The following is a 19099-nucleotide window of genomic DNA, read 5'->3' on the forward strand; positions in this document are numbered from 1 at the left end:
TTACATGAGTTTTTGAAAGTTAGACCACAAGCGATTCAATGCAATTCCCAGTATCAATAAAGCGACTGGTGGGAAAAGTTGAGCGATATTGTTAAATAGTGACATATTTGGCATGACCAGGTAGACCATCGTTAAAGCACTGATCACCCAAAATGCTCGAAACCAAATACGATAAAACTGAACTGTAACCTTACCAAATACGTACCTCTTCAATTTCCACTGGTACATTCCATCTGCTAGCATGGCAAATAGATAGGGCAGAAAAACGATTAGCCACCCCAGGATTAAGTTCCACCGGAAAATGGACTGATAAAGTAAGAGGGGTATGTTTTTGGCCATAGTGTAATTAATAGAGGTAAATTTTTCAGCAACAATGTTAATACCTCTGGCTGGTTTTTTGGTGTCAGGGATCAGAATAGTATTCAGATAGTCAATTAACTTATAGTCATGTACCAACCAATTTAAAGTCGCTTCACTATTTGCAATGACAGACTTCCAACGGTCATTTGATATGATGGACCGGCTTGCATTAACCTCCTGAGTAATCTGATATTTGAGCTCCTCAGTATTCTGGAAAGCCAAGCTGTAACCAAAATAAATGACCATGCCAAAAAAAAGCATTGTTCTGAGCACTGCTGCCCTGCTTGTATTATCCGCAGCCATTGCTTTCCCTCCATTCACGAAAAAGAGCTAGCCTCTGATCGTGATTGCAATAGTTGTTACGCCACATCGTCGGGATACCCAGGAGCCAGTGGTACTGTTTAGGTATGATTTGGTCGATGAGGCTTAACTCCGCCAGTTCTTTATGCTCTGCGCTTTTCCACTCGATCTGTCCCACATCAGGAACAAATACAGCGGTCCTTGCTTTTGCGGCCTGGCGGGAAAATTCTATAAAGTTGATGCCCCACGGCGTCCAGTATCTGTACTGCTCGTTTAGGCCGATGTTAAACACCGGCAGAGAAAGAGTTGAGTCGGCAAAAGCCGAAATCACATTTTTGCAGACTCTTGGACTATCTATTTTTTCCTGTTCGGTTTTGAGATGAGTCAGCAGTGCACGGTCAATAATGCTGTTAAAGGTGTTTGTATAAAGGCCATTAGGGTCAGGAAGCTGATCTATGGCAGTAATGATTTTAAATTTTAACCGAGAAAGAAAGGGAGAGTCCTCAATAGTAACTATATGACTATGTGTTGTTTCTGGATGAATCTGGGGTTTGATGCGCTGTACTTGTTTAAAAGAGACACTACCTGGCAAATTAATGAATGCGCCCACCGTGCGTGTTAAATCGACGAAATAAGGCAAAAGATAACAACCAAGCATACGGGCATTCTTTTTTACAAGATCACACCGTACGTCATTGTTATCGAAAGAAATACGGAAACTAACGAATTTACGTTCAGGACCTTCGCTGGTGGTCAGTGATTGAATCCATTCATGGCATGATCCTTGTGGTACCGACCAGTAGCTGGTTTCACGGTCCCCAAAGGGATCAGTCGTGATCAACTCTCCCTTTAAAAGGAAAAGCTCAGACAGGGTATTTGCCATGGAGAATAGGGAATCGATATCGTTGCTCTGACAAAATTTTCCCAAATGATGAAACGCGTTTTTTTCTATCATAGTTAGCCGATCTCGAACTTCCTGAGAATCTGCGTACTTTAAACCCAAAGACTGAAAGCGCCTTTTTACGAGCGAGCGACATTTGCTGACTTTTAGTGCAGAGCTTAAAATTTGCTGGCGCGTCAGGACAATTTTTTCATCCATCAATGCAACTTCCTTAGAAATTTATTAAGATTTTTGATATCGAGATTTTGACGCAAAGTAACTTTTCCGGCCTTCTTGAAAAGCATTTCCGACAGAGTTGTGTTTGGCTTCATTTGTTTCTCAGCAACAGCAATAGGGATTTGGCCTACAACCTTCCTGCCATCTTGAAGCCTGGCAACTATGTGAAACATAGGGACCTGACCCAAGAGATCCTTTGGAATACTCTCTTCTAAAGTTGTCTGCTTTCTTTCTGAGATTGAACCTGAGAAGTTATTATGCGGCAAAGATGTTTCTGAACCGGTCGTATAAGTGACCATATTTGTGCTTATCGCACTCTTACCAAAGTTCTCTACAACAAGCGTCTGAGTAGGAGTATCGTTGACTCGCAAGCTTATATAATTGTTGCAGAGCCCCGTAATTCGATTGGCAGTTTCAACACTTGCCGCAGCAATAAAGTCGGAGATGGTTTGGGTGCAAATAAACAGTGCAATTTTCGCTGCACGACCCTGCGCCAGAAGGTTAATCATAGGGTTGTTAATGGCTGAGTGTGCCTCATCAACAAAAATACTTATCCTGGAATTAGCTGACATATCACCATCTTGAGCGTTGTAGCGACTACCGGCACAGGAGGTCAGATCTGACATTATTAATTGAGAAATAGCAGCTGCTGTATCGGGGTTTGAAAGGCCATCAAGCGAAATGTATAGCACCCCGCCAGTGCTGAACATCCCTTCGCTTGTTACAATTTCTCTTGATGATACTGAGTTCGGGTTAGGAGATAAAAGCTCATTTAAAGGTTTTTCAATGAGCATATCGAAAACAGGCATAATACCTGCGGTCATTTTAGCCATATGCTCTGGGTCGGACATTGAGTAATCAATAAGCTGGGAAACAGTATCTAACCAGTCTATTTGTTCGGACCCCTCGTAATTCATGAAATGAGCCGTAAACCATTCAGCGAGACGCTTGAAACGTACCGGCAAGGTATCGTTAGCGACGTACTTAACTTTTTCGGTCCAGACATCGTAACCATAATATCTCGCGTAACATGACTCCATTACCTTGACTGTAAGATTCACAATAGACATGTGGCTTTTCATGTTCTTGTGAATCAGATAAATAGAAGGCTTTTTCTCTATGTAAGAAAGCCCGGAAATCACATTGGAAACGAGAGCCTTGGCATACTGAACGAATGGGTTAACCTCACCGGGAACTGTCACCAAGCTCAAAAGACGAGATGTTAGGTCAGAAACATTAGTATAGGTGTTGCAGACATCAATACAGACCGAAGATGCTGGCTGGCCAGGATGAAATTTATAGAAAGGAAGACCGAGGGTCTTAGCCTCTTCCATTAGAGATTCTCGCCACTCTGCATCGTTCTTTGGATCTATGACAACAACAACATGACCAAGATGAAGCATGCTAATGCTTAGTAAACGCTGTAGCACCGTTTTCCCGGTACCCACGTTTCCGGTTATCAGAGTATGACCAAACCAATTGTCTTCAGTTACAAATATGGGTTCCCTACGTTCCACAGCAAAAATTGCATTGCTGCCGCCCATCTTACGAGCCATTGCGTCAAAATGTCTCTTAATTGGGTTGAAGACGAATGGCAACTCGATCTCACGTTTATCACTGGAGAGGTTAGCTATTTGATATGCCCGATCCGCATGTTCCGGACCCCACTCAAACCCATCACAAAAATAGGACTTTCGCTCGGGTATATCCTTATTTTTATTTTGATAATCCTGAACCAGTTGACGATACTTTCGCTCATTGGAGAAAAAGTTACTTTTGTTAATTACACGCAGTGAATCAAGACTAACGAACATGAAATGTCGCTTGAATACACGCCAATGAGCCATCAAAAATGGCGCTGCTGTTTTGCAACGATAAAGGCACAGCAAAAAAAGCAATATTGAGGTGAACAGAACTATTGGGGCGATGTCCAGTCCGTCTGAAGAAAGTCCCATATAAAGCATAGAAACCGAACAAATCAAAAGTATTGAGGCACTACGATACTCAAGAATAGGCCGATAAAAATTCTCTTGTGCATGGAGGTTAGTCCTCTTCGAATCTGACATTATAGGTTCCCAGCCTCTTTCAGGTTATTGATAATTCGTTCAATGTCCACTTTCGCCCGGTCTGATGCGGCCAGCAAAGTAGGCATGTTAAATGCATGGCATTTTGTATTGATCACAGCACCAGAATTAACGAGGTACTGAGGAAGCTTATTGAAAAGATCTTGAGCCTCTAACTGCGACCCAAATTTTTCCACGCAAGATTGGGTCAGATAGAGAGTATTAGGAGTACTTACCATAAATCTGTTTTTGCGCTTTCTTTTAAACGCCACCTCCATTTTGGACAGAATTTGATGCAGTACTAACGCAATTTCTACAAATTCAAGCTCTGTAACGTCACCTTCGCTTATAAGCGAGAATTCACCATTTTGGTCTGATTCAGTAGATGCAAAGACTTTACTGTTCAGATTGTGACCAGAAACAGGTGATGCTGGTTTTTGTACTTCTGCTTTGTCCGATGATTTATTCCGGTTGCGCTTGGGATTTTGTTTTTCTACCGGTGCTGTTGGGGCGAACAGTCTGGCCAGTGCTGGCGAAAGATGATGCCCCTTAGCGTCTGTGGGCGCATGCTCTCCATTTGATTCTTCAAGTACAGGAGGTAAGGCGGGCTCTTCACTTGCCATCACACTGGTTGCGGCTGCTTCGGTCTGGGAATACACAACTTCAGCTGGTGGTGGGCAGTTACCCTCAGTATCTGGTTCTGAGTTTTCTTGTCCTACAGAAACATCCATAGAGCGTTCATTCGTACCCTGGGGATCAGCGTTCTGTTCTCGGTTAAGTTCTGGTAATTCTGACGGCTCGGAGAGAAGCTTTTCATTATGGACCGAAGAGCTTGTTGCACAACTACCGACTTCTGGCCGAGAAACACTAAGCTGTGAGAAATCGGTATAATCAATGATCTCATGCTCTTCATCTTCTTTCTCAAAAAGATGTTGATAATGTTCATATTCCACAGCCTCAGTTTTCAGCGGACCAGTCGCGGATGCACTATCGGTTCCATGATATTCCACGTCGCCAGAATGTTCTTCGACTGCATTTACACGTGGGGGAGGCAGCTCAAGCGTTTGCTTTGGACGTGGGGCAGAGTTTTCAACAGAAGACTCATCATTAATCACTAATGCCTGATACATAGAAGTATTGAAAAGTGACTTTAAAGTTGTTGGCCTTCTTGGCTCATGATAGGTGAGCTGGAACCCGGCGCAGTTATCGCCGAGCTGGACTAAACGCAGATCGTCAATGTCCCTTACTATCCACATTCCATCGAGAGAGCCTTCTCTGAATGTCAGTTGGAAATAGGGCTCTTCACTGAATGCTTTTTCATCTAATCCCGGCAGCAATGCCATAGTGGTATCTATGTTGAGGTAGGGGACAGCATCAACACACACTATATAGTCATTGGAAAGTGGAGCGCTTAAAAGGAGTTCATGAAGTTGGTTGACCAGGACATGGGATTCCGTGTCCTTTGCCGATTCATCTTCACTTTCTTCTATATCAGGAATGACAGGATCAGCTGCTTCCTCACCCTCAGATTTAACTATCTGCGTGTCATTATCAATTTCATTATCACTTTCGGCTTTCTTCTCAAAATCGTCGGATGAGCCTTCATTTTTCTTAGAATGTATATCAACATCAATAGAGGCAGAGGAGCGGCCTAAATCATTAACCTTAAGAACAGCCGTCTCAACAGTATCAGTAATTTTAGTTATAACGTCCCGACCGGGCACTGGTCTTCTGTATTCAGTAACTGTTTTTTGCTCGTCAATGTAAATAAAGTCTTTATTGGCATTAACGCTAAAAAGACCCGGCACTGAGTCAGGGATTTTATAAGAATCAAAGATTAAACCAATCCACCTTAGCTTAAGAAGGTTATAGAATTCTAGTTTCCCTATCCCATTTCTAAAGATGTTTGATATTTCGTTTTCCGAATAGATACCCGGAATGAAGTAGTGAACGACACGCTCATCATCATAGGGCTCGACGTAACCACGTTGAACTAGGGATTCTACCAATACGGTCTTACCAGCCTCTCCCTGAGGGAAGTTATATTTATGTAATTCGAAATCATTGAGAACAAAATCAAGGAATGCGTTCTCGTTAAGGTATACCTCACCATTTACGATAATGATGTGCATAGGCTTAGCATTGTAATTGTTGATATTGATACTGGTAAAGTTGTGCTTGATGGTACTAATGGCCCTTGCTGCTGCATCATTAGAACGCAGACCCATGATAGGGTCACGTAAAACATTAAGGTCTGTACCAGTAGAATAGAAATCAGCGGTCCTCACGCATTTAGACAAAAAGTCATTCCCATCAGTATAAACGTTTAGGGCGGTGATCATTTTTGAATAAACACGTTCTTTATTTACCCGATCCAAAAATGCAAGACATACCGGGTTTAGGATTCGCTCAAGGAAAACGCTGGACCAGATATTATGTTGATTATGAATACGCTTTCGCCAGTGGATTTCGTATTCAACCACGTCATTTTCACGTGCCCAGTCAAGAAGACTTTGTGAGCTTGGCGTCCAAATGATCGGACTAGCTAAATTCAGGCTTACAATGTCGAGATCGTAAACCTTTCCGGCATCATGGACTAAACCACAGATAAACGCAGCATAGAGATATACTTTTCTACGGACTACTTCTTCATCTTGATATCCGATTGGTCTCAGTTCTGAGTGATGCGCATTTTTTAAAGAGAGTATGGCCACTTCCAGGCTGTGAGAAAGTAACCCACCAATACCATTATGATGATGATTTTCGGAAGCTGGCAAAAGATGTATCCAGCGAACATATTCAACCAAGGGCTTTAAAACTAAATTAGTAAATGTATATGCATCGTCCCTGATGTCGCTATCGCTGATAGCTAACATCATTGAAATTGAGTGCAGCTTTTCCCGATACAGAGACAGGATTGACTGTTCATTAAATGTCTGTATGCCCGTCGGACGAGTTGGATACTCGATGAATTTCAGGACTTCTGGATTTGGATGATCAGGAACAGTGTACTTCTGATCTCCTAGAATCTGCGCAAAAGGAGAGAGGCTTGATATATCCTCAATCATTACAGAGGTTGCATCATTCTCCTGAGATGAGAATATCCCCAAAATCCGTTTAATACATAAATACAGCGCCCTGAAATTCATCATCATACCTTATCGACGTTTGCCTGACAGTTCGGCTGCAATGTATGCCTGCACACTTTTATATTGCATTACTTTGGTGATGAACTCTGCTGGACTGTATGGCCCATCCTTACGGCGAGAAACATTCAGAGTCTTTTTCACATTCTCAACATATAAATTAATACTCTTTATAATGTTGTGAGACATAACCGGATAGTCGCTTACAGCCAGTAAACCCAATGAGTTGTACTCATACATTGTGTTCATGAGCTGGTTCATCTCGAAGATGTACTTGTAAAACCTCATGGTGTTGTGGTTATTGAAGTTGAGTTGTACTGGTTCAAAACTGAAAGGTACAAACTGAGTTGATGACATGAATGAGTCATTCTTGTCGAACTCAATTGACTTAATATAAGCAACAAGATTTTCTTTCATCTTATTGTTTTCTTCATGCAGCTCGTTGAACCAATCCTGAATAGCCTGAACAAGGTCAGGATGTTTAACTGCATCAACCGTTTTAAAGAGAGAGGAAATAGCGATACTCACATCATCAAAACCTCTGATGACTGCTCCATTTCTGGCAGTTAAAAACCGGTTAAAGTCTGGGGTGCCGGGGTTAATAATAACTTTGGCCATACCCTGGTGCTCTGGTCTACGTTGAGTAGAAGTTTGAGCGTTTACGCCTTGCTTTTTATTTGAACCTTTTACCATTACATCTTTTGGTTCAATGTTAATACGCTCATTGTCCGTGATAATTGCGTCGTTCATTGTGCCACCTTAGTTTTTGAGTATTGACGGATTTTTCGTCCAAGTTCGATATATGCTGAATGATAGAGCTCAAGCATTTCTCTGTAAGGCTCCAGCAATGCTTCCGTTTCAGAAATCATTTCGTATTCCCAGCTGGCATGGTTTACAAAACAGTTCTTAGAATATTTTCCACTTTTCATTGGTTGCACCCGTTTTGACATGTGGCTAGGCGCTCTTGTTTTATAAGGGCTGAACTGATGCCAAGTGATCGTTACTTTTCTGGCATTACCAATTAGCTCAACTTTTGGTGCGTAAGAACCCAGGTACTCCCTCTTTGGAACTTTGCTATGTCGGGTAAGGTTAATCTCTTGGTGGTTTCGTTCCTTCCACTTGATCCAGTATTTTGTAATGAGATCTTCAGCCTCAACACGCAAACCTTCAATCTGAGCACGTAAATTTTTACGTGTTAGCTCTATAGAACTTATAAGATTTGAATTACTCATGACGCCTCCTGATGTGAAATTACTATACCGGAGGAAATTTCCGTTTTTTTTCACGAACAGAAGATTTTTGAATGCTCTTTGATGAGGGAATTGAACAGATGTAATGCACTCGCTGTTTCCCCCATTCGGGAGGGGCCTTCAGAAACAGTAACAGCGAGTTTAGCCTCACTTCCATCGCTACCCCCTAAAGTTACTTTTGACAGAATGACCATTGTGGATTATTGCTTTTGATAATGTGCATTGCTCTATTAAAGTTATACATATATCTAGTGCCACTTTTCCAAAAAAAATGACCCTATGGAACTTTGTCCATAGTGACACTTTTATAAAAAGTGACCCTATGACGACATTACATAGGGTCACTTTTCAAACATAAGTGACCCTATGTGAGGCATTCATAGGGTCACTTTTCTTTGTTTAGTGATCCTATGTAAGCATGAGGTTGATGAAAAGTAAAAATGTCAGTTTATGACGGTCAGTGAAAGACGTCGTTATTCTAATCCAACGTTGGGAGGGGCTGGATTTAGGTTTTTTTTTAATCGCTTCACATTTCGTTAGCATGCGCAGGAATTTTTGATAAAATTCTGGTTAGTTTGGTTAAAAAGTGTTACAAGTAAGCGGTGTGGTTGAAGGGATAGATTTAAGGCTTATTCAAGCCTTAAGAAAATACTAAAAGTTACTTTTCACCCTACCGAACACCTAACAAAAAATCCATGTTGAAGATTTGAACAATTGTAATGGCGCAAGGACAATCAGCACATGTCAGAATCTGATAATTTAACTCGTAGCTTACTCGGTAAACTTTTCCGCACTGAGATTTCGCTTATTCGTAGTTACCGTGCATTTTTAATGTTATTGCCTGTGCATGGATCTTCTGCATATCAAACTGGGACTCCTCTTCTCCAGCGTCGCCTATTTGGGAAAGGATTTAGTACAGCCGCTGATTTAGCTTTTGAAGTGGAAACACGTCCAGGTAGTTTTTTGGTTCCGCGTACACTCGGAAAGGAAATTACATGGGAGAGGTTTTTTTCTGCGGTCTTGGACGGTGATTCCAATGTAATTCGTGAATATGATACAAATGATATTGACTATGGTATTTACGATGCCGGTGAAAAAGTGACTTTTCTGAATGGTACAGTGGATATCTATAATCCCAAGAAGATTCATGAGTTGCGTTCTAAATGTGTTGATATACAGAATGACTACTTTATGCAGGTGTTCTTTATCTCAATGCTCGCACCAGAGTTTGTAAGTATTTTCTTTGGTTTAAAACCAACTACAGCTGATGCTATTAAAGACATTGGTTATTCATCGTTAAAAACAATTAACGATGTCGTTCTTTTCCCACGTACAATTGCTTTCTCACAAGGGCATATTGAAGAGAGTGTTTCACTTAAAACGAAAGTTTTTGCCTGGGCTTATGAATTGTCTGCTGACATCCGGTTAGGAAAAGTTAGTGATGATTTGATGGAACTATTACGTTATGACACTATGTTCACCAGTCACCGTCAGGATGTGTTCAACACTTTAACAAATAAAGTTATGTTAAAGGATTATTGATATGGCAAAGGTCGATCAAACAAAAGCTAATGCTCTATTGCGAGCAGCAAGAACTATGTCGCTTGGGGCAAATAAAAATACAATACGAATTTTGTACGGTAATCATGTTGCTGAAAATATCGATTTTGAGCCTGGTGCAAAAACAAAACTCAAAAAAGGTATCCGGGGCTGGAGCAAACGCACAGATAACCGCCGAGCCTTTTCTGCTGTTATTGATGTCGCAGTTAACTATTTTGGTTTTGATCCAATAAATCCGGAAGCGAGTTTTCGGCAAATTGACTTCAACCGAATAATGAGTGTCCTTCATAATCTGGGATACTTTGTATGCGCACCGGAAGTTAATAAAATAATAGAAATCCTTACTTCTATGAAAGAAATTGAAGAACTAGGTGCCTGCGAAAAATGTAAACGCCCATACATTGTGCCAGTGACAAATGATGCTCATTGTCCACGTTGCAGATTATCTTCAACTGCTTCAGCCATAGAGAGGTATTCTCAAGAAGAATTAGATTAAATTTAAAAAAGATATCGCGAAACTTGCCTTGTCTGAATCTAAATATTGACTTAAGTCAAATTCTGTTGTTTGCTTTACAATCAAATATTAGTTACAACTTAAATATCAACTCTTGACAAGTAAAGATATAATTTGATTTTTCTTTATTCAGTTTTTCTTCGTTCCAAAAATGTGCACCTTTTTTTCTGTTGAAAACGTAAAACTACTTAGGTTCTCAAAACCTTCTATGCATGACGACTTCTTAATCGCTTTCAATTAATATATTTTATATTCTTGTCTAAGTTCGCTTCTTTGATCCTTAGCTATTCCTTTTTTGAAATATAGAAACAGCATTACTTGTGATGATTTTTTTCAGCTCTAAATACACCTGTTTTCAAAGCAATATTTGCTTTTAGATATTCGATAAAACCATGTTTTTGTTACACCGGATTTTTGACAACGTGCAAGATGGATGATCTTTCCATCACCGAGACTATCTTCTTAGTCAGCACTCCTTTTCCGTCCTTTTCAACATAAAAACGACCATGCTATACGAGCTCTAACCTTTTTTTTGTATGCCATCATAACCGCATCAGAAAAGGAGAACGGTCTATGACTCGTATTGCATTAGCGCCTTCAAAGATGGTTTTGCTTATGTCTTTGGTAATTACTGGTGCCCACGCCAGCCCTGAGCAACCCCTAATAAAAGATACGCCCTTTGTATCTGGCCAGGCTTATAAGAAGGGTTTCTTCTGGTATGACGATCCTGCTAAAAAAAGCGAAGCTGAAGAAGAAGAGGTTTTGCCACCAACCGGTGCTGCTAGCTCGCCTTCAAAAGAGGAAATGGTAGATTTAAATTCAAAATGGCTAAAAGAGAATATGCCTCGACTGTTAACGCAGGCAATGGATAACCCTACCGCAGAAAATCTATCACGTTATTACACGGCGCAAAGGTTAATGCTGGATATCAGTACGCGTTTTTCTGACAAATCAAAAGATTATTTTCTTAAAAACCCGATGATGTCTGAAAAACGCAGGCAACCAGTGGAAAAGGTGGCACTGGATGCTCACCGCACTGTTGTTGAAAAAAATCAGCAAACGGTAATGAAAGATATCTTTACTAAGTCAGGTTTATTTTTCTTTTTCCAGAGTACTTGCCAGTTTTGCCACGAAGAAAGCCAAATACTTCAATTTATGCAGAACTATTATTCGGTAGATATTCTTCCAATCAGTATGGATGGAAGGCCATTGCATAATGGCCTTTTTCAGGATTTTAACATCCCCAACGCACAAATTATTGATCAATTTAAAATTCGAGAGGTACCTACAATTTTCCTGGTTTCAAAGGATGGGACATCAGCTCAGCGCATTAGTGAAGGCATGATCTCCGCTGATGAATTAAAGAACACTATTATACTTGCCGCGAAGGGCATGAATCTGATCGATGACGCTTCGTTCCAGTCAACTCTAGATATTAAAAGGCAATATACCATCGGCGATGATGGCGTTATTACCGTTAATAAATCCGAAATGGAATCAGACCCATTCCTACTTCAAAAAATAATGGACCAAAAACTCGAAGGCTATGACATGCCTACGGCCGATCCGGTCAATTATCTCAATGCTGGCGGCAGTTTTGGAGGCACTTATGCGCAGTAATGCCGTTTTCAACTTCAAAAAGTTACTTTTGTCTCTTTCTGTTTGTGCTGCAATTTTAGCCCCGACTGCAAATGCAGACAACGCAATGCGTAACATTTTCAATGGCATGATGACGTCTACCAGCCCGGCCACCTTTTCCACAGCAACCCGTACAGGCATAGTTGGCGGGTCAATGTCTTACCGAACAACAAACGTTAATACCAACCTTGTTTCCATGTCGTTTCCAAAAGCTTCTGTCGGTTGTAACGGTATTGACGTTTTTCTTGGGTCCTTCAGCATGATCAACGGGGACCAGCTTGTGCAGGTGGCCCGTGGTATTGCCCAGGGTGCGGCTATCTATGCTTTTAACGTTGCTGTTTCAGCTATTTGTGCTGACTGTGCTGCAACGATTAATGACATCCAAAACAAACTGCAAGCGCTAAATAAATTTGCGAAAGATTCATGCAATGCAACTTACTCTTTCCTTTCTGAAAACGTGGGTACGCCAAGCCAGTTCGCTAACTCAGTTAGCTCTGGACCAGCCTCAATTCTGGGATCGATTAATGGTCTTATTCCTGATTTTGGCTCATCGATGACAAAGTCACCTGAAGCTGTCACTTCTCAGGTTAAAGCAAAGGATCCCGAAGAGTTCGCTGAAAAATTCAGTGGTAACCTCTTCTATATGTCGTTCATGGATATTGATAAGGGAACGATGAACATCGGAGGGGTAACGGAGTTATCCGGTTATAAACTGGCAGAACAACTTATGTCTCTCGTAGGTACTGTCATTATCAACTGGGATAGCAAAGGCGAAAAAGCGGGAATGGAAGTCCGCCCGTCTACCATGACTGTCACGGATTACATCATGGGGCCACCAGCTGGCGGATCAATTAAAATGCTCAAGTGTTCTCCGGCACCAGATCCATCATCCCCACGAAAGGCTCAGTGCCTTGTCATGTCAGAAGTTAATGACGGTGGTTTTAAGGGATTGAAGGATACCATTTCTGATCTTCTTTTAAACGTACAGAAAAAAATCATCAACGACGTTCGTGTTTCAGATGATGAATTACGCATTATCTCCTATATCGGCATCCCGACCATTATCGACTCTTTGCAAACATTCGAAGCACCGGAAGGGTACGCATACATTCAGGACATCAGCACTATTGCTGCGACGAGCCTCGTAATCAACATGTTGCGCCAGGTTGAGGCCAAAATTTCAACCATGAGCATACCGAGTGAGTCGCTGTCGGGTAAAAGGGATGATCTCAACCGATTAACAGACAATCTCTCAAAACAGGTTAAAGCCGCCTATGAGCTATCGCACAGCCAGGTCGGTACCAGCTCGGACGTCATTTCAACCTGGGATAACCGTCGCCTGCAACGGAAGGCTTTCACTGAAAGTATTCGTGGCACACGTAACTGAGGTCTGACATGGATTACAACATATATACCCTGGGTGATATTGATTTTGTCTGGTCGGCTTTTACCGGTATTGCCCTGATCTTTTCTCAATATACTGGTGTAAAAGAGTTCCTGACCACGGCCGCCGTTGTAGCAGGTGTGAGCCTATTCTATAAAACGTGGCTATGGCTTCAGGCTCCGACCAAAAATGAATTACCGTTTTTCTCCTGGTTTTTGGGGTTGATCCTTTTCATGATGGCAATGGTTCGAGTGGATGTAACTATTGAATCTGTAAAGTCGGGAGAGGTCAGAAACGTCGACGGAATTCCAATTTTTATTGCTGCGATGGCAACCGTCACCACTAACTTAAGCCAGGGTTTGCTGAAGGATTATAAAACAGCGTTTGATCCGCTTTCTCCGGTGGACCTGTCTGCAACAACTCTGGACGATGACATCACCCTCGGTCCGATGATCCGATTCGTGAAGTTTTTGCAATGGGGCGGCGATAGCCAGGGCTACTGTTCCGCATTTCCTGAACCGGCCAGCGGGCTAGGGCCAATGAACGTATGTGCTACCGTTCAGTCTCTTGCATACAACTGCCTGAAGGCTACCCAAAACTCAAGCGCAAATATTGCCGGTAAAGAAACTATTTTTAACGATATTTTCTCAGCTAATCTGGCAGATAGCATGGACCGGATTAATCAGGCGATGAAAGGCGCACTGAAGAATGCCTCTGCCAGTATTGTTGGCGCTAACGGTTCAAAATCTGGTACGTGTGATGAGGTCTGGTCAACTGTGAAACAGGTTACCAGTACAGCTGAAGCTCGCCAGACTATTTCCCTTATAGGACAGACAAACGGCATCCTTACTCCAGACGAAGCAAATGGTGCACCTACCGGCGCAAGCTTTACTGATGTTATGGCGTCAGCAAATGGTATGTACGGTAAGGCTATTGGTTCGTATGACGCCACCCTGAACCTGTTCATTATGAATGAGCTCAGAAATGGCGCAAGCAAATATAAGACCCCACTCGGTCTGGCTTCCGATATGCAGTTGTTTGAGGCTTCTCTGAAGCGAACCAACACAATGGCTTCACAGGGCCAGTTGTGGTTACAACTGTCGGGAGCAGCAATCGCATTCCTTGAAATGTTTGCTTATATGGTTGCTCCATTTGCTTTGCTTATGCTGCTGGCGTTAGGTGGTAATGGTGTTGCCGCTGCGGCGAAATATTTGCAACTTATCCTCTTCGTGAATATGTGGCCGCTTACGGCAGTAATGGTCAACGCGTATGTGAAGAAAGTCGCGACGGCCGACTTGGATACCTGGAGCACCCTCAACAGCCAGAATAATGCCGTCACGTGGATGGGACTCCCAGGGCTTGCGGAAACATACAGTTCATACCTGTCTGTTGCTTCCGCCCTCTATGCTCTGATTCCGGTACTCACATTATTCCTGATGACACAGTCGATTCACCCGATGATGAATGCGGTTAAGGGAGTGACCCCCGATGCGCCGGTGGATACTGGTCATGTAACGCCCAAAGTATGGGATGGCCCTAACAGCGGTAAATCTTCATTTGGTGACGTGACACGAACCGCCTTAACCAGTACCGGTCAGGGATACAGCGATGGCGGCGCAGTTGATTCAAGTAATTTCCGTCTTGGAATGTGGAATGCTGGTTCAAGTATCGCTAACAGCCAGGGACAAGGATCAGCTGTAACCTCATCAGTTATGAGTGCGGCAAGTAATTCATTCCAGGCTGGTTACAGTCAGATGAGCGAAATTGGAAGGTCAGGACAGTCGAGCCAGCAGTTCTCAACCAACCTGCAAACAATGAAGCAGATCTCGGATAAGATTGGTGCCTCTGTAGCAGAAGGTATTGCAACGAAACATGGGGTGAGTGCGTCTCAGATGGCCAGCATTGCTTCAAATGTTATTCTCAACGCTGGGCTTAATGGAGGTGTTGGAACTGGCAATGGAGCCGGGCTGAAAGCGGCTGTAGCAGGGCAATTGAGTAGCGGTGCATCTAAGACCAATACAGGCAGTGACTCGCTTTCAAATGACCTTTCAAAAGCAATCACGAATCAGCTTAGCCAGGATTCTGCGTTAACTGACCAGTTCAGTAAAGCGGCGTCTCAGGTAAGCAGCGATCAGATATCCAATACTAATGCGTTTAAAGAAGCATCGTCGAAAATGAACCAGGCGACACAGACGATGGCGCAAAATATTTCTACATCGGTTTCGACTAACGCAAGCTCCAATAGTGGAATGAGCCTTGATTCTAAACAAAGCATTAACCTGGACAGGTTCTCCGATTCTATTCGCAACAAAAACTTCAGTGATGATGATGTAAGGAATTTTGCTCGTAAGAATGGGCTGGATGAGAATGCGTTTATGGAGAAATTCAACTCCTATAACGATACCTTCAAGGCCAGTAATCAGCTTGGATCGCAGCTTCAACGTACTGACGCGCTTGTGGCTGCAACCCGAGATTTCAGTGAGCAAAAAATTGCGATTGATACCGCCCGGGGAGAGACGGCCGAAAGTAATAAACAGGATCTCCGTGAAACCTCCAGCCTGCTTAAAAGTCTGGTTTCCGACTTCGGTGGTAATGCACAGCAGCTGCTACCTATCACCAATCAGCTCGACAGAATTTCAGGTGACGGGTCAGGAATTAATACTATCACTCAGGCACAGGATAGAACTCCTGACAGCGTAAATACGTCTGGCGTGATGAGTGCGTCACGCGTAGGGGAACTGGGTGGAAGTGTAGATTCGCAGGCTAAACTCGGTCTTTCCTCCAACGCTCAGGACGCGACACAGCATGTCCCTGGAAAAAGTGAAGCTGGCTTTACTCCGTATAACCTTGATAACGCGGGCAAAGGCGATATTCAGGGAATACATAACAACAACGTGGGCCGCACTTATTCTGATGAAGAAAGGAATGTGCTTAATTCTCTCGAAAAGAATGGACCTGTACTGAATAATCAGGGTGTAGAGAAAGTCGTCAATTCGGGTCAGGATGTCAGAAATGCAGAAGGCACATTTAACGATCTGGAAAAGGTTGGAGGTCGGGTGGTTGGTGATGGAATGGATCAACGAGCCACTGCTTTGAACAGTATGTATCAGAGCGGGCAAGTTCGTGGCTTATCTAATAACACTGATAACTACTTTAGTCGTGTTGCCAACAACCCGAACTTAAGCCGGGACGATAAGCGAGCTGAATTGGCACAGCAAGCTGTCTTTACCTATGGTGCCAGCACCATGGCTACCGGTGCCGAAAGAGAGCAGCTCAAAGCGGATACCCAGAAGATCCTTAATGAACTGGGTAACTATAACGTTAACTGGAGTATGAATGACGTTAAGAGCATCCATAGCAGTTTCAACACTCATAACAGAGCTGATGGTTCACTTGAGTCAGTCGTACGGGCAAACCTGGGAGAAGGTGGGTCGGGCGGTGGTCTCGTTGGTAACCGCACTCAGACCGTCACAGATCGCTTGGTTGGGGAAAAGATAGAGGCCAACACTGAGCGGGGCGCGATTTCTGGTGCGCTACTCGGGGGCCAGCAATTTGTTTCGGATACGCTAACCAGCGTTGGGGCGAAACCGGTAAATGAGATGCTTACGGGAGCGGGCATCCTTCAAACCCAGACATCGATAGCAAATGATGCCTCTAACCCTGCAAATATGCCTGATTCTCTCCAGGGTAAAGTCCTTAATCACATGCAGATGTCTGATGGCGTCGCAGCTGTAAGTGACCGGTATCAGAGTATTAGCAGCGACGGCGTTTCGACTTATGCGAATGCAGCGCAGAACTCTGAAAGGGCTATCCGGCAGCAATTGACGGATGACCCACGCTTTGGGCCTCAGAAAGCAGATGAATTCATTCAGTACATGAAGTCAGAGCTGAGCAACACAAATGAGCCTTACCAGTCACGTGTCGATAAAGCGGATCAGTGGCTTAATGAAAATAAAAAATAAGGGAGGTTGAATATAACCTCCTGAAATGACTATCAATAGATTGTAAATTACTGCTAAACAATTAAGGCCGCAAAGTATGTGTTTGCGGCCTTTTTTTCAGAAGTACCGCTCTTGCGGAACATTCAACTGACGGTTTGAATCAGTGAAGACAAAAATCTATCAAACTCTGTATGAGATTCAATAACATAATCAGTAGATGCTTTGTCTCTTATCTGAAAGCAGTCGTCTGCAAAACTATAAGCGAAAAGTGACATGCCATCTTCTCCGATTAACACCTTATCAGTGAGATTTGGGTCAACGTAGATTTCATTGTCTCGTGCTTCAAAGTTGCGTATGTAAATATTTGACCACAATAGATTTTCGTTCTCTGCCTGAACAAGGTTATAAAACGTAAGTCCGTTGTACTCAAAACCATCCATAGCATTAAACACTTGGGCATAATCAAGCCTGGTTTTAATGAGTTTCTGTATATCTATATAGGCGCTCTTTTTGTGATCTGCCCACTCCACTGGAGGCGGATTGCAGATTAAGTCTTTCAAGACTTCCGGGGCTACCGGGCTGGCTAAAGGGTAGTGATCTGCAACCATCAACCTCTTTAAGCTGCTGAGTAGTTGAGTTAAATCTTTCATGAGCGCCTCTTACTTTCCTACCGGGTAGATAACACCGTTCGGCGATGGCCATAGAACTTTGGTGCTTGAATTATACGGTAGATCCTTCGTAATGATGGATTGTGCTTTCGACAGTGCTGAATGGTATGGTGAATTCTGAATAAGTACCAGGTTGTCTATAGCGTTTGTGCCACCATCATCAAGAGGGATCTTGTGGTGAACCTGCCACCCAGAGGGGACCTTGCCTGTTGCAAGTTTCATCAAATCGTTAGGTTCAAACGTAGCCAGGGCATCTGGGTGGTCTGAAAGTGATTTAAGGAAGTTAGGGCGTACAGTATTGTTGAATTGTCCACGGAGAGCTAAATATTCAGCTCTGTCTCGGCGCATGTAGTTCAATTCGCTAACATTCATATCATCGAGCAAAACGTGTGCTTTTTTGTACTTGCCGAGATAACTTGTCAATTCATCCGCAGACCTTGGATTTCGGATAACCAGAAGTGAAGCCGCTGCAACCAGCATACCTGAAGTTGTTTCGTTCAATACCTGGTCATAGCCTTCAACAGCTTCGCCGCCAAGTTGTTCAGCCGTATGTCGAAATCCCTCCACATTTCCATTATAAAGCCCGCCAGCTGCGAGAAGACGACCAGCCGCTTTGGAATTAATGGTTTTTGTTGATTGGGCGTGCTGTGCTGGTGTCGTTGATCGAACGTAATACCCCGGGCGTTTCAACTGACGAGAGATGATATCGCGCAGACGGGTAAAGAGGGACAGGGGCAGGTCATTGCGTAGGTTGCCATTTGATATAACCCCCGGCCCGGCATTGCCGGTTATGTCTTTTCTAAGCAGAACGATCTTACCGTATCTGATGTCGTCAAGCGTATCGCGGTAAGCGAGCCAGGGGCGTTGATGGTGGAACTGGTGATACCGGCTGACAAACTGTGTATATCCCTGCGGTAAATTCCATTCCTGAATAATCCGGTTTGGCAGGGCGGTATCTTCGAGGTCATGTACCGCCGTGGCCGGATGTATGATGTGGGGAATATCCTCAAGGTATATGTCATCCAGTGACTTAGCCTGACAGTGATGCAGCATAATGTCCCTTTCTTGTCGAATTCATATGAGACATTATTGCGTATGGTATAAAACAATCAATCCTAAAGTGGATGGGCGTACGAGATCAGCAGTGACAGGGTAAAA

The 19099-nt window shown here is 43.2% G+C and carries 13 protein-coding genes; 5 read left to right on the forward strand and 8 right to left on the reverse strand.

Features of this window, described 5'->3' with window-relative positions; genetic code table 11:
- Genes CKK19_RS22835 through mobI form a run of 6 tightly spaced genes read right to left on the reverse strand, consistent with a single transcriptional unit; the run spans nucleotide 1 to nucleotide 8218 of the window.
- Nucleotides 1-663 carry a DUF4400 domain-containing protein gene (locus CKK19_RS22835; RefSeq protein ID WP_000718549.1) on the reverse strand — a complete coding sequence of 221 codons (663 nt, stop codon included), beginning with the start codon at nucleotides 661-663 and terminating at the stop codon, nucleotides 1-3.
- Nucleotides 650-1759 (reverse strand): hypothetical protein, encoded by a 1110-nt coding sequence (locus CKK19_RS22840; protein WP_000343600.1) that lies wholly within the window; start codon nucleotides 1757-1759, stop codon nucleotides 650-652. The genes CKK19_RS22835 and CKK19_RS22840 overlap by 14 nt, the downstream gene beginning before the upstream one ends.
- Nucleotides 1759-3843 (reverse strand): conjugative transfer system coupling protein TraD, encoded by a 2085-nt coding sequence (gene traD, locus CKK19_RS22845; RefSeq protein WP_001284073.1) that lies wholly within the window; start codon nucleotides 3841-3843, stop codon nucleotides 1759-1761. The genes CKK19_RS22840 and traD overlap by 1 nt, the downstream gene beginning before the upstream one ends.
- Nucleotides 3843-6989, reverse strand: coding sequence for a MobH family relaxase (mobH, locus tag CKK19_RS22850; protein ID WP_001011152.1), 3147 nt, complete (start codon nucleotides 6987-6989; stop codon nucleotides 3843-3845). Before mobH ends, traD begins: the two co-directional genes overlap by 1 nt.
- A 9-nt stretch (nucleotides 6990-6998) precedes the next feature.
- Entirely contained in the window at nucleotides 6999-7736 is a 738-nt protein-coding gene (locus CKK19_RS22855; protein WP_000995978.1) for a hypothetical protein, read from the reverse strand.
- Complete coding sequence (gene mobI, locus CKK19_RS22860; protein WP_000071885.1) at nucleotides 7733-8218, reverse strand: conjugative transfer protein MobI(A/C); 486 nt, start codon at nucleotides 8216-8218, stop codon at nucleotides 7733-7735. Before mobI ends, CKK19_RS22855 begins: the two co-directional genes overlap by 4 nt.
- A gap of 759 nt (nucleotides 8219-8977) precedes the next feature.
- Between mobI and CKK19_RS22865 the strand changes: the two genes are divergently transcribed.
- The 5 genes from CKK19_RS22865 (at nucleotide 8978) to CKK19_RS22885 (ending at nucleotide 17294) form a co-directional block, all read left to right on the forward strand.
- On the forward strand, nucleotides 8978-9778 hold the full coding sequence (locus tag CKK19_RS22865; RefSeq protein WP_000004208.1) for a hypothetical protein: 801 nt from the start codon (nucleotides 8978-8980) through the stop codon (nucleotides 9776-9778).
- Between the two features lies 1 nt (nucleotide 9779).
- Nucleotides 9780-10292 (forward strand): hypothetical protein, encoded by a 513-nt coding sequence (locus CKK19_RS22870; RefSeq protein WP_001140952.1) that lies wholly within the window; start codon nucleotides 9780-9782, stop codon nucleotides 10290-10292.
- Between the two features lie 591 nt (nucleotides 10293-10883).
- Nucleotides 10884-11930: a thioredoxin family protein gene (locus tag CKK19_RS22875; protein ID WP_000196727.1), complete on the forward strand. Its 1047-nt coding sequence runs from the start codon at nucleotides 10884-10886 to the stop codon at nucleotides 11928-11930.
- Complete coding sequence (gene trhH / locus CKK19_RS22880; RefSeq protein ID WP_001257292.1) at nucleotides 11920-13335, forward strand: IncHI-type conjugal transfer protein TrhH; 1416 nt, start codon at nucleotides 11920-11922, stop codon at nucleotides 13333-13335. Before CKK19_RS22875 ends, trhH begins: the two co-directional genes overlap by 11 nt.
- 8 nt (nucleotides 13336-13343) lie before the next feature.
- Nucleotides 13344-17294, forward strand: a complete 3951-nt coding sequence (locus CKK19_RS22885; RefSeq protein ID WP_000386160.1) for a conjugal transfer protein TraG N-terminal domain-containing protein — start codon at nucleotides 13344-13346, stop codon at nucleotides 17292-17294.
- Between the two features lie 122 nt (nucleotides 17295-17416).
- Here the strand turns inward: CKK19_RS22885 and CKK19_RS22890 are convergent, their stop codons facing one another.
- Both CKK19_RS22890 and CKK19_RS22895 read right to left on the reverse strand, forming a co-directional pair.
- On the reverse strand, nucleotides 17417-17923 hold the full coding sequence (locus CKK19_RS22890; RefSeq protein WP_000654195.1) for a YrhA family protein: 507 nt from the start codon (nucleotides 17921-17923) through the stop codon (nucleotides 17417-17419).
- 9 nt (nucleotides 17924-17932) lie between these two features.
- Nucleotides 17933-18994 carry an HNH endonuclease signature motif containing protein gene (locus CKK19_RS22895; protein ID WP_000902297.1) on the reverse strand — a complete coding sequence of 354 codons (1062 nt, stop codon included), beginning with the start codon at nucleotides 18992-18994 and terminating at the stop codon, nucleotides 17933-17935.
- Nucleotides 18995-19099 lie beyond the last annotated feature (105 nt).

It is taken from the genome of Enterobacter sp. CCUG 70166 (assembly GCF_020224095.1).
GTDB lineage: Bacteria > Pseudomonadota > Gammaproteobacteria > Enterobacterales > Enterobacteriaceae > Enterobacter > Enterobacter intestinihominis.

Excerpts from the sequence above, each read along its gene's own strand:
- mobI (WP_000071885.1), bottom strand. The coding sequence starts at position 8,218 with ATGAGTAATTCAAATCTTATAAGTTCTATAGAGCTAACACGTAAAAAT.
- trhH (WP_001257292.1), top strand. The coding sequence starts at position 11,920 with ATGCGCAGTAATGCCGTTTTCAACTTCAAAAAGTTACTTTTGTCTCTT.
- CKK19_RS22855 (WP_000995978.1), bottom strand. The coding sequence starts at position 7,736 with ATGAACGACGCAATTATCACGGACAATGAGCGTATTAACATTGAACCA.
- CKK19_RS22865 (WP_000004208.1), top strand. The coding sequence starts at position 8,978 with ATGTCAGAATCTGATAATTTAACTCGTAGCTTACTCGGTAAACTTTTC.
- CKK19_RS22890 (WP_000654195.1), bottom strand. The coding sequence starts at position 17,923 with ATGAAAGATTTAACTCAACTACTCAGCAGCTTAAAGAGGTTGATGGTT.
- CKK19_RS22835 (WP_000718549.1), bottom strand. The coding sequence starts at position 663 with ATGGCTGCGGATAATACAAGCAGGGCAGCAGTGCTCAGAACAATGCTT.
- CKK19_RS22840 (WP_000343600.1), bottom strand. The coding sequence starts at position 1,759 with ATGGATGAAAAAATTGTCCTGACGCGCCAGCAAATTTTAAGCTCTGCA.
- mobH (WP_001011152.1), bottom strand. The coding sequence starts at position 6,989 with ATGAATTTCAGGGCGCTGTATTTATGTATTAAACGGATTTTGGGGATA.
- CKK19_RS22885 (WP_000386160.1), top strand. The coding sequence starts at position 13,344 with ATGGATTACAACATATATACCCTGGGTGATATTGATTTTGTCTGGTCG.
- CKK19_RS22875 (WP_000196727.1), top strand. The coding sequence starts at position 10,884 with ATGACTCGTATTGCATTAGCGCCTTCAAAGATGGTTTTGCTTATGTCT.
- CKK19_RS22895 (WP_000902297.1), bottom strand. The coding sequence starts at position 18,994 with ATGCTGCATCACTGTCAGGCTAAGTCACTGGATGACATATACCTTGAG.
- traD (WP_001284073.1), bottom strand. The coding sequence starts at position 3,843 with ATGTCAGATTCGAAGAGGACTAACCTCCATGCACAAGAGAATTTTTAT.
- CKK19_RS22870 (WP_001140952.1), top strand. The coding sequence starts at position 9,780 with ATGGCAAAGGTCGATCAAACAAAAGCTAATGCTCTATTGCGAGCAGCA.